Here is an 11,664-nt window from a genome sequence, read left to right on the forward strand (position 1 = left end):
GATACTGATATGAATGTAAAGCACATATGCTTATCCATTTTGTTGATCAACTCTACTCTATTGTTAACAGGATGTTGGGATCATGATGAATTACCAGCTTACGGATTTGTTCAAGCTGTTGCGATCGATCTGTCTGAGGAAGAAGAAGGAGTAATAGATTTAACAACTCAATTCATTAAGCCCTCTCCAAAAATCGGCAGTGCTGGAGGGGGAGATGGTGAAGCGTACGTTAATATTGAGACATCTGGGGATTCGATATTTGAAGCGGTGCGCGATATTACAACCCATTTAGGACGAAAAGCACAGTGGAGTCATACGAGAATCATTTTAATAAGTGATGAAATTGTACAAAGTAGAAATATTGGAGAGATATTAGAGTTTTTCTATCGAGACCATGAGCCGAGATTACTCATCACACTTGGGATGACGGAAGGGAAAGCAAAGGATTATTTAAATCAAGAGCCGTTTATTGAGAACACGATTAGTCAACAATTGAAAGAAATAGAAGCAGCGTCCCACAATTTCACCTCAAAAACAATGGAAGTAAACCTTCTAACGTTTGGCAGAGAATTGAAAAGCGAGACTCAGACTGCCAAAATTCCTTATTATCATATAAAAGAATCAGGCGAAGCGGTTATTGGAGGCCTCGCCATTATTAATAAAGGTAAGTTTTCAGGGCAGATCTCTTCTCTTCAAACTGAAGCACTGCTTACTATTCTAGGTGAGTATCGATTCGGGATTATTGAGGTACCTTGCGGAGGCGAGGATGTCATGGTTAAAGAATCGATTGAGGTTAGTAATGTAGAAACTGATATGAAAGCGAATTTATCGGGTGGGAGCGTATCCGCAAAGGTGAAAGTGGAGATGGAAGGTGATGTTGGGGAATTAAAGTGTACAGTTCTTGATAAAAGCGAAAACCTTCAAGAATTTAATGAAAAAGTAGCAAAGGTTGTGAAAACCAATATTGAAGAGACGCTACAGTATCTTCAGAAAGAGCAAGTCGATGTGATTGGTTTAGGTAACGCCATCTATCGAAAACATCCGAAAGAATGGAAAGAGCTTAAGAAAGACTGGCCAAACACATTTAGTGAGGTCCCTTTCACCGTTGATGTCAAAGTGGATATAAACAATACAGGCTCTGATATTGGTAAGCCTTTCTTTGAATAAGGAGGACCGTGATGTTTGAAAAGATTCTTATTATGTTCGTGGTTTATCTTTTAATTGGGTATTCTAGACTCCTTCAACATAACAGGCGGCGTAAAGAGAATATTGTTTATTCTACCTTAATCCTGATCTCGTTTTATTTAAGCTACATATTCATTATGAATGCGAATGCATTCAATTTAGATGATCTCTTCGAATTGCTTTTTGGACAACCTGCACGAGCAGTTCTCGCGTATTTCACTTCTCCTTAAACAAAGGGGGTTCTATCAATGAAGAACAAAGAAACGATTAGTACATGGCAAATGATTGTTTTGTTTCAAGCGTTTATAACAGGCTCCTCTATTATTAATATACAAGGACCTTTCATTAGCCTAGCTCAGAACGGAGCATGGATCTCCCTTTTACTAGCGAATGCTTTAGGGTTTATTATACTTGCCATTGTGCTCTGGTTGAATGGGAAATACCCAGATCTATCTTATATCCAATATACAAAACGGTTGCTTGGAAAAGGAGGAGCCTATTTATTTGGAATCGCTCTTGTCCTTTTACTCTTTCAAATCACAGCCAATATTACACACGGTATGGGCCAATTCTTCTCAACTTCTATGATGAAACATACACCTCTTTATGTTTTTCACTTTCTCATTTTATTCGTTGCAGCACTCACGGTTAAATCAGGTATAGAAGTAATGGCGCGAATGTTTCATGGACTACTATATGTGATTCTTTTCATTATTTCCTTCATCATTCTTCTAAATTTGACTCATTTTCATCCTGAATATGTATTACCTGTTCTCCCAATGGGATGGAAGCCGATCTTGCACGGTGCTTATGTAGGCTTTGGGTTTCCTTATATGGATGTTATGTATTTCGCAATGATTCTTCCCTATTTACAGCATAATTGTGACAAGCCCTTCAAACGCTGGATGTATGTAGGATTGCTAATTAACGGTTTCATTTTAGCTACCACGATCGTTGCTTGCATTATGATTCTAGGTCCGATGGCAATGGTTGAGAAGTTTCCCATCTTTCAACTTGCGAGGATGATTGAAATCGGAGAGATTATCCAGCGGGTTGAATCAGTGTTTGGCATGGCCTTGGTTGTTGCTTCGTTTATGAAACTCACCATGATGCTCTTTATCATAAATGAAGTCGTGACACAGGTTTTTGACGTACAAGACAAACGAACAATGGTCTTTCCTAACACCCTACTTGTCTACCTTCTCTCACTCACGATGTATCAAAACGAAATAGAGCTTGGAGAAAGTGGACTAATCATGGAAACGATTCTCGCCTTTTCCTTAGCATTTGTACCCTTACTCATCGTTGCGATTAGAAGTCTTTTTGTTAAGGAAAATCGTGGACACACCTAAGTAGAAAACTCCTCCTATTTTTAATTAGAAAAGGGTTCACCATTTATGGTAGAACCCTTAACATCTCTGTGTTCAAAACTGCACCCATTCATCTGGCTTCAGACGGTACGCAATTTGAGAGCCGCTGTTCTGACTGTACCCTTCTTCTGCAGCCTCTGCATCGGCTTTCGTTCGATGAACAGTACCAAAAGGATGATTCGGTGGACCGTAGATTGAATAAAGTTTAAGCGGTACATTCCCTGTATTAATAACATTATGCCAAGCACCAGCAGGAATCAAAATGGCGAAATCATCATAAACATTCGCTTCAAAGCTTAGATCATTTTTCTTCTCGCCCATTCGAACAAGCCCCTGACCCTGTTCAACTCGTAAAAATTGATCGAGATTAGGATGCATTTCTAGACCAATATCTTCACCAACACCAATACTCATCAATGTTACTTGTAGATGTTCACCAGTCCATATCGCGGTTCGGTACGTCTTGTTTTGAATTGTCGCTTCATTAATATCAAATACAAATGGTTTTTGTCCGTAATCCTTAACAGGAACCCTTCCAATCCCATTAGGAGGACGATGATAATTTGATCGGTTTCCTCCCTCTACTTCTGAGCCTTGATATGGATTTTGGTAACTATAAGGTTCTTCGTGCATCTGTTTCCAACCCCTTCAAAGTTTCTAAAGGTATGTTATTCACGTTGGTATGGGAATGTACCTAATACCACATTAGAACCCGCCCTCATCAGCTTACCGTTTTAATACTCCAAGATACTCTTGCCAAGGTCCAACATCCGACCTATATCTTTCTGACATCACTCGAACAATCTGTGAAAGATGTGTCAGATCATGCACAACCCAAGTTGAAAGCAATTCCCTTAGCTTTACTTCACCAAAAGCAGGGTGTATGCCTGTTAACTCAAATTGTTCTTCCGATCCAATGAGCTCCTTTATTCTCGCTAGACTCTCTGCTCGAACCTTTTTAAATTCTGCCAATTTTTGATCGATTGAGCTTTCAGCTTCTTTCGTTAAGTGAGAATACCGATCAAAGGGTGGGAAAGACCTATTTTCACCTTCGTTTAAAATCACTTCTATTCTTGGGATCCAATTCGTTTTCTCCCCCTCAATCAGATGATCAACTACTTCAGACACATTCCAGGTTCCTTCCCCTTCATTCGTTTCTATCCATCCATCGGATAAACCGATTAAGAACCCTTCCAATGTTTGTGGTGTCCGTTCTAGCACTTCAATTGCCTCGTTCAAGTTAAAATTCAACAGTAGACCTCCTCTTTTTTGGGCAGGCTCTTTTCGAAGACATTGTTGCTTTTACTGTAAATAGTTTGATTTCCGCTCCAGGATGCTCGCTTTCCGCGGGAGAAGAACATCCTTCCGCTCCAATCAGCGAAATGTTGAGCTTTATTCAATAATTGTTTCAAAAGCAAACATCTTTTAGAAAAGAGCCTTTTGGTAAAGCGATCGTTTTTCACATAAAAAGGGTAGAGAAGTCGCTCCCCCTCTACACCTTTCCATCAATTATCTTTTTTTTACTGATTTACCATCTTGCCGTCAACATCTTCCTTCTCGTATAGAATTCTACGCCATCTGATCCATTCGCATGAAGATCACCGTAGAACGAATTCTTCCAACCTGAGAACGGGAAGAACGCCATTGGTGCGGGTACACCAATATTCACACCAAGCATGCCAACTTCAATGTTTTCTCTAAAGTAACGAACGTTGCTTCCACTTTGAGTGAAAAGGCATGCGCCATTACCAAAGTCAGATTCATTTGTTAGCTCGATTGCTTCTTCTAGGTTCTTCACTCGTACAATCGAAAGAACTGGTGCGAAGATCTCGTCTTTCCAGATTTGCATGGAAGAATTCACGTGATCAAAAATGGTTGGTCCAATAAAGTAGCCTTCATCGTTGTAAGCTTCATCATTACGCCCATCACGAACGAGCGTCGCGCCTTCTTCCTGCCCTTTACGAATATAGTTCTCCGTTCGTTCTTTGTGTTCTTTACGGATAACAGGTCCTAAGAACACATCTTCATCAAGCCCGTTTCCAATTTTGATTTCATCGGCTTTTTCGTTTAGCTTTTGAAGAAGTGGTTCAACAACATCATCTACCGCTACTACTACGGAACAAGCCATACACCGTTCGCCTGCAGATCCGTAGGAAGCTGCAATAATTTCTTTAACAGCAGCATCAAGGTCAGCATCCGCCATGACGATCGAATGGTTCTTCGCTCCGGCTAGCGCTTGGACGCGTTTGCCATTCGCTGCACCTGTTTTGTAGACGTATTCTGCAACAGGTTGTGAGCCAACAAACGAGATCGCAGGTACATCTTTATGTTCTAATAGACCGTTCACCACATCATGCGCACCATGAATGATGTTCAGTACGCCATCAGGGAGTCCCGCCTCTTTAAAAAGCTCAGCTAATCGGTTCGCGAGTAACGGCGTTCGTTCAGACGGTTTTAACACGAACGTATTCCCCATTGCGATGGCAAGTGGGAACATCCAGCAAGGTACCATCATTGGGAAGTTAAATGGTGTAATCCCTCCAACGACGCCGACTGGATAGCGGTACATGCCAGATTCAAGATTCGTCGCAATATCCGGGAGCTGTTTGCCCATCATTAACGACGGTGCACCAGCAGCGAACTCCACGCACTCAATGCCGCGCTGTACTTCTCCCTGCGCTTCTTTAAAGCTTTTCCCATTCTCCTGCGTTAACAGTTTCGCAAGCTCGTCCCAGTTGTCTACGAGTAGCTGCTGGTATTTAAAAAGAATACGTGCGCGTTTCGGGACAGGTGTTTTACTCCATGTTTTGAACGTAGCCTTAGCTACTTTCACCGCTTCATCAAGATCTTCTCGCGTTGAAATCGGAACCTGCGCAAGCTCTTCTCCTGTTGCTGGGTTCGGGACAGATTGGAACTGCTCGGTTTTGGCATCTACCCATTTGCCATTGATATAATTCTGTAGCACGTTCGTTGCAGTCGTTGTCATGTTAAATTTCCCCTTCCTGTTGCGCGTAAGATTGAACTCTTTCTGGACTCGTAAACTGATAGTCATAACAAATCTGATACAGTTCTTCTAACTCCGCTTGCGTTGGTAAGCGTGGGTTATTTGCTGGGCTCCCGCTGTCTAAAGCATCTGCTGCCATTTTACTAATAGCGCTTTGGTAAACCTGCTCGGTAATGCCCCATTCTTTCAAATTGGGAATCTCTAGTGATGCGCAGAGATTCTTTACGGAAGCTACTGCCAGTTCTGCGGCTTCTTCATTTGATAATAAAGCATCTGTTTCAGGCTGGAACAGTCGGCCAACTTCAGCAAGACGACCCGTACAGGATTCCATGCTGTATTCGAGAACAGCCGGAAGCAGCATCGCGTTTGAAAACCCGTGTGGCACATGAAAGAGCGCACCGATCGGCCGCGACATCCCGTGCACAAGACAAACGGAAGCATTTGTAAATGCCATTCCCGCCTGGAGGGCTCCCAAACTCATACTTTCTCTTGCATCGAGATTCTCTCCATCGCTGTAAGCGCTTCTAATATTATTGATAATAAGCTTCATTGCAGACAGTGCCATCGCATCTGTCATCGGATGAGCTCGTTTTGATAAATAAGCTTCAACTGCGTGACTCAGTGCATCAATCCCTGTCGCTGCCGTAACTTGCTTTGGAGATGAAATGGATAATAGCGGGTCAACGATCGCAACCACTGGCATGAAGGCCGGCTGCTTGATCATCATTTTCACATCAGTCGTTGTATTTGTAATAACCGTAACGTCCGTTGCTTCTGAGCCGGTTCCAGCTGTTGTTGGAATGGCGAGATGCGGAATCGGATCCTTCTCAGCAATTGTTCTATTACCTCGGTAGTCCCCTATGTAACCCCCATTCGTCGCAAGAACCGCTATCGCTTTCGCCGTATCAATACAGCTTCCTCCACCAAGTGAAATCACAATGTCACAGTTCGTGTTTTGAAAAAGAACAAGGCCTTCCGACACATAGTCATCCTTTGGTTCTGATTCAACACCGGTGTAAACCTCACTTACTACTCCTTTTTGCTCTAGAAACTCCTGGCACTCTTTCACATATCCAAGACTCGTCATCACCTGATCACTAACAATAAGGGCTTTCTGACCGCGAAGAGCTGCTTCTTCACCAATTTGTCTAAACGACTCTCTACCATAGAGAATCGTTTGAGGTGTACGAAAAACCGCAAAATGTTTCATTCGATCTCTCCTTTTGAAATGCCATGCTTGAGTAAAGCAGTATAAAACATAACGTGTGCGATTCTTGGAGTCTATGAAACAAAGGCAAAGTTCCCCCATTATCTTCCTTCTTGATGAAGGTACCTCTTTCCTACCATCATTGACGATAACTCTAAAACTTTCTTCTTAACCTTATTAGGATATCAGTACATCCATCTAAAAGTAAGGCACACCTTAATCCATTTGGATTAAGATGTGCCTAACTAGCCATACATAAACGTTCCCTTACAACCACTCTTCTCCATGCTTACGAATAAATCGAATCTCGTTTTGATAATGCTCATAATGCCCTTCATCAATCATTTTTTGGAAAGCACCGTCGCCTTCCCCGGCTTTTCTTACCATGTATTTACACAATCCTTCTAACCGTAGCAATACCATCTCAACATAACCTTCTTCCATTCCTTCAACACCGTACGATTCAAAGAACAACTTCACTCTTTGTCTAATACGGTCGGCATCCCGCGATGACTCATAATAAACGGCTTCACCTGTTTCAGTATGGTAAAGTCTACTTAACGGTACGCATGTATAAAGCGTATAGGCAATATCCCAAAGTCTTGGCCCAGGAGCAGCAACATCAAAATCAATAATCCCGACTGGTTTTTGATGATCATAAATAATGTTATACACCGCAAAATCATTATGGCACATCACTTCATAAGGTTCTGGTGTATGATCAAGTGGCTCAATGTTATCCATCGGAAAGTCGCTCACAGCATCATGATAAAGACGCAGCATTCTTGCGATTTCCTTTAAGCCATCAGTAGACCACATGTATTCTTTTAACGGATAATTACCAGCTTCTCCGTCAATGTATGATAGAACCTCTCTACCTTTTTCATCTATACCTAAAAACCTAGGTGCATGATCGTACCCTTTGTGCTCCAAATGCTTTAATAACTCATGTATTTTGATACTTTCTGGCTTCAGTTCTCGTCGAACCGTATTTCCTGAACGGTATACATTCGAGACATTCCCACCTGTTAGCAATTCTTCTTTATCGTTGTTTGACATCTATAAATCCCCTTCCATTAGTAGAAAATCTTGGGATACTAAGATGTGTCTAATAGAGATGTAAGTTTTTTTACACAAAAAAAGCAGATACAAAGGTATCCACTTGTGTTCTTAGGAATTAACACACCAAGCGTCCCTTGTTAATGAGTGATAAATAGACATACTCCCCCGTTACTTAGAGGTTCGTATTCTATTCAATTCGTTCATCATTACAAGGTAATCCACATGTTAAGTTAAATTCCCCTTCCATTTACATCTCTACTAGTAAGTGTATAGTAAGTTTTTCCAATAATCAATTAAAATAATAATGACTAGCTCACCTTATATGAGTGGGTTAATTTCCGCTCCAGGATGCTCGCTTTCCGCGGGGCGGGCGGTGAGCCTCCTCATCGCTTACGCTCTTGCGGGGTCTCACCTGTCCCGCTAGTCCCGCAGGAGTCGACCATCCTTCCGCTCCAATCCTAAGTGTGGTTTTTTCAATCATTGTTTCAAAAGCAACAATCTTTTAGAAAAGAACCTTTTGAATCTGATTAGAGAGTCTGAACATAATTAAATAACGAAAGCACCTGTAACAATAAATGAAGCGCCAATGATTAATACAAAACTCTTTGCAAAACCATATGGAACCCTATTAATAACTTTCATTAAGAGCTCCCATTCTAAAAATCCACTTATTCCCACCGAACTTCTATCTCGATAATCTTCTTGTTTCATCTTAAATAAAGAAAAGTAAAGAATGATTAAGCCCCACAGTATAAGTAATCCTCCGATAATAAGTTTCATCAAACCCTTCCTTTCTTATCAAACTAAAATAGTTAAGTAGTTTTATACTAGTATGTACGTTAATTACGGATTAAAGTTTCAATTATTATCCATTAATAACAATATATTTCAGTATGATAAACTATAACTTTAAAGACTGATGAATGTTATCCATATGAGAATTACCTAAACATACCCTAATCTAGGGATTACTCCTCTCTAGAAAGAATATCAATGTAAATCCTATAAAAACGGAGCGAATTAAATTTATGCCTTTCTTATTTCTGCTTATAGCTTTACTAGTTCTATTTTCTGGCGCTTTTATGCTTAGTCCCCTATTTTTACTTGTAAGTTTAGTCAGCGCGATTTATTACTCTAGAAAGAGGAAATATGTAGTTGCTTCTATCGTAACCTTTTTTGTTAGCCTTCTCTTACTAATCGTTATGGGTACTACCGCAATTATTCTCATATTTAAATAGTTTTAACAATCTGTCTTGAATAAATAATTAAATGGCGGGTGAAAAAACCCGCCATTCCACTTATCCCTCAAACGAATCCTCAACAAATTGAATTACTTCCTGTTGAACCCGCTCCCAATTGAAATCATCATTTCTTATTACGGTCTTCTTCACTAAAAGGTCATCTATGATGTTTAACTCGATTTCAGTTCGAACTTTTAAAAATTCAACGAGGCCGTTAAAGCCTTTTAAACCATGACTTCGTCCATATCCTTGTTGAGTGTAATATTGCGTTACACCATCTCGCCATTCGGAAGATCGCTCATGGAATGCTCTGTTTAAAATAGAACGAACATCACCAGGATGGAAATAGAGAAGTGATGGATTTAACGGCTTGATCAGATCGGCCAACTTCAATACATAATTGCTAATCATTTCTTCAGAAGCGTCATATCGACCAAGCATAGCTGAAAGAGGATTCTGAAGGAAGCAACACTCAAAAACTATGACAGACTCTTCTTTCTTGTGCGCCTGTACAAACTCATTCCACCGATTCAAATGCACTTCACAGTAACGTTCTAATGGAAGGTTTCCATCATAAATATCTTTGTGCATCACATCAGCAAACAATTCATTTGGTAACTCATGTGTTAATTCCTGTTGAAGCTTTCCATATTCTATGAAATAGTAATTTCCCTTGCATTGCGTAATTTCCTCAATCAATTTGAGAGAATCTATGTGCTTCTCTACTAGCTCGTTATACTCTTCCTGTGTAAAACAAGCTACTTTATCGTAATCTGCTGGGTTGTTTAGATCACCCTCAAGATAAGCCCTTGTGTCGATGCCGGCCTTAGTTAAATGATCATAAATTAACTTAGCCGTCGTGCTTTTACCTGAACCCCACATACCTTCAACGATAATCAACTTTGTTTCTGCCAAACTAACCACCTACCTTGTTATTAAATTAATGATGGTCAGTCTAATGTAACCACCACGTTAATTCTGCATTTCCAGCGTCTTCTTCATTTCGTTCATCTCCTTTCGTTCAAGTTAGTTCAAATCCGCCTACTTTAGAACGCTTACATATTATCTTTTAATAAAACCATTTTTAAATAAATCGTACCACTCTTTTAGATTTTCACCTTGTAAGACATTCAATTTACTTAGAATATCTCTCGAAAATTCCAATGCTGCACTTCCATTAGCCGTAATTAAATTACCATCACTAGTAGATTGTTCGTCTATGTATTTTTCGTCACCTCGGTAATTTGGTGCGCCTTCTTTTAGGTAAGCCAATGAGTTACCTGTATGGTTATGATGATCAAGATATCCGTATTCTCCAAGAAAAGTCGTTGCATCACAAATGGCTGCTACTGGAATACTTCTTTCAAAACAATAATCCACGAGACTCTTAACCTGATGATTTTTTTCTTCTCTCCATCCTGTTCCACCCGGAATGATTAACATTGCTAAATCCATTTGAGGAGAGAAGTCTTGTAAGCTATAATCCGGCAGGACTGTTAAACCACCCATTGAGGTTTTAGCTTCCTTATCAATCGCAATCGTCTGAACGTGATAACCCGTTCCTGGTTTATTTAATTCAGCAGTTACATAACTTGCTTCCCAATCAGCAAAACCATCTGTAACAAAAACCAATATTTTTTTCATATGCGCGACCTCCCAAATTAGTATAAAATGTAAGACCACTTATTCTTGATTTTTCCAATCCTTATGATACCAATTATTCCAAATCGTTATGAATAACTCAATGTATTCTATCAAATAAAAAAGGGAGCCGTTCATCCTTTTGAGATCAACGCTCCCTTGTTAAAAAAATTATTCTTTTATTGATTCATAGAATTCAAACCTAGAAACTTTAAAATAAGCAATGCTCCACAAAATTCCTACGATAAATGCTAGTAAACCTAGTAAAAACCATCCGATGAAACTGATGTACAAACCTAATAGTTGGAGCTTCCTCCCCTTCATCAATCTAATGCTAGAAGAAATGCACTTTATCAAATTTTCTTTGGGATCGTCATAAAAGATATACATACATTGGGATATCCCTAAGTACAACCAACCAGCCATCAAGGCGATTAATAATAATACCCCTGCCCTTAAAGGGGTGTTCACCAACAGTAAGTTAAAGAGTGCGCCACCTGTACATATAGCGACAACCAGTTGTAAAACCCGATTTACGACTAAGATGATAAAACCTTTAATAATAAGCGTTCTATGTCTAAATCCATATAAAAAGGATGTAAGATACTTCTTGTCTTTATGGTGTTTAATACTATGAATCAGATCCACTAAAGCAAAGAAAAGGATACTCCCTATAAGTGACCCAAGAATGATACCGACGATATTTAGCGAACTTGTAAAGGTAAGTGGACTAAAATTTAATCCTCCTCTATTAAATGACAAAGTAGAATAATCTGCTCCAGCTAGAGAGATCAGTAGATAAGTAATGAAAACTAAGCTCACTACTTTCATCCAATTACCTTTTAAAATATGTAATGCATTTCCTTTTACTTCTGAAATCATGAATGCCCCCTGCGATACGTTTAACTTCTTTCTAATGGCGATTCTACACAACTACATTTGCTAAATAAAGTG

General features: G+C 39.8%; 12 protein-coding genes. 3 read left to right on the forward strand and 9 right to left on the reverse strand.

Annotated features, from left to right (window positions below; genetic code table 11):
* Positions 1–9: 9 nt before the first annotated feature.
* From AB986_RS08560 to AB986_RS08570, 3 genes are read left to right on the forward strand one after another with little or no spacing between them, the layout of a single operon-like run.
* A complete protein-coding gene (locus tag AB986_RS08560) occupies positions 10–1,167 on the forward strand; it encodes a Ger(x)C family spore germination protein (protein WP_048310424.1) in 1,158 nt (385 codons plus the stop codon).
* Between the two features lie 11 nt (positions 1,168–1,178).
* On the forward strand, positions 1,179–1,415 hold the full coding sequence (locus AB986_RS08565; RefSeq protein WP_048310425.1) for a hypothetical protein: 237 nt from the start codon (positions 1,179–1,181) through the stop codon (positions 1,413–1,415).
* An 18-nt stretch (positions 1,416–1,433) separates the two neighbouring features.
* Positions 1,434–2,537 (forward strand): GerAB/ArcD/ProY family transporter, encoded by a 1,104-nt coding sequence (locus AB986_RS08570; protein WP_048310426.1) that lies wholly within the window; start codon positions 1,434–1,436, stop codon positions 2,535–2,537.
* 72 nt (positions 2,538–2,609) lie between these two features.
* Here AB986_RS08570 and AB986_RS08575 read toward each other — a convergent pair whose 3' ends face one another.
* The 9 genes from AB986_RS08575 to AB986_RS08620 all read right to left on the reverse strand — a co-directional run bounded on the left by AB986_RS08575 (position 2,610) and on the right by AB986_RS08620 (position 11,592).
* Complete coding sequence (locus AB986_RS08575) at positions 2,610–3,188, reverse strand: cupin domain-containing protein (RefSeq protein ID WP_048310427.1); 579 nt, start codon at positions 3,186–3,188, stop codon at positions 2,610–2,612.
* Between the two features lie 93 nt (positions 3,189–3,281).
* Positions 3,282–3,806: a DinB family protein gene (locus AB986_RS08580; RefSeq protein WP_048310428.1), complete on the reverse strand. Its 525-nt coding sequence runs from the start codon at positions 3,804–3,806 to the stop codon at positions 3,282–3,284.
* A 277-nt stretch (positions 3,807–4,083) separates the two neighbouring features.
* Complete coding sequence (locus AB986_RS08590; protein WP_048310430.1) at positions 4,084–5,541, reverse strand: CoA-acylating methylmalonate-semialdehyde dehydrogenase; 1,458 nt, start codon at positions 5,539–5,541, stop codon at positions 4,084–4,086.
* 1 nt (position 5,542) lies between these two features.
* Positions 5,543–6,769, reverse strand: a complete 1,227-nt coding sequence (locus AB986_RS08595; RefSeq protein ID WP_048310431.1) for an iron-containing alcohol dehydrogenase — start codon at positions 6,767–6,769, stop codon at positions 5,543–5,545.
* Between the two features lie 264 nt (positions 6,770–7,033).
* Positions 7,034–7,825 (reverse strand): phosphotransferase, encoded by a 792-nt coding sequence (locus AB986_RS08600; RefSeq protein WP_048310432.1) that lies wholly within the window; start codon positions 7,823–7,825, stop codon positions 7,034–7,036.
* Between the two features lie 549 nt (positions 7,826–8,374).
* The gene (locus AB986_RS08605) at positions 8,375–8,608 is read right to left on the reverse strand and encodes a hypothetical protein (RefSeq protein ID WP_048310433.1); all 234 of its coding nucleotides are present in this window, start codon (positions 8,606–8,608) and stop codon (positions 8,375–8,377) included.
* 518 nt (positions 8,609–9,126) lie between these two features.
* Positions 9,127–9,984 carry a P-loop NTPase family protein gene (locus AB986_RS08610; protein ID WP_053216093.1) on the reverse strand — a complete coding sequence of 286 codons (858 nt, stop codon included), beginning with the start codon at positions 9,982–9,984 and terminating at the stop codon, positions 9,127–9,129.
* Between the two features lie 147 nt (positions 9,985–10,131).
* Positions 10,132–10,713, reverse strand: coding sequence for a type 1 glutamine amidotransferase family protein (locus AB986_RS08615; RefSeq protein ID WP_048310434.1), 582 nt, complete (start codon positions 10,711–10,713; stop codon positions 10,132–10,134).
* Between the two features lie 168 nt (positions 10,714–10,881).
* Positions 10,882–11,592 carry a DUF975 family protein gene (locus AB986_RS08620; protein ID WP_048310435.1) on the reverse strand — a complete coding sequence of 237 codons (711 nt, stop codon included), beginning with the start codon at positions 11,590–11,592 and terminating at the stop codon, positions 10,882–10,884.
* Positions 11,593–11,664 lie beyond the last annotated feature (72 nt).

Source organism: Guptibacillus hwajinpoensis, from assembly GCF_001039475.1.
In the GTDB taxonomy this organism is placed as follows: Bacteria; Bacillota; Bacilli; order Bacillales; family Guptibacillaceae; genus Guptibacillus; species Guptibacillus hwajinpoensis.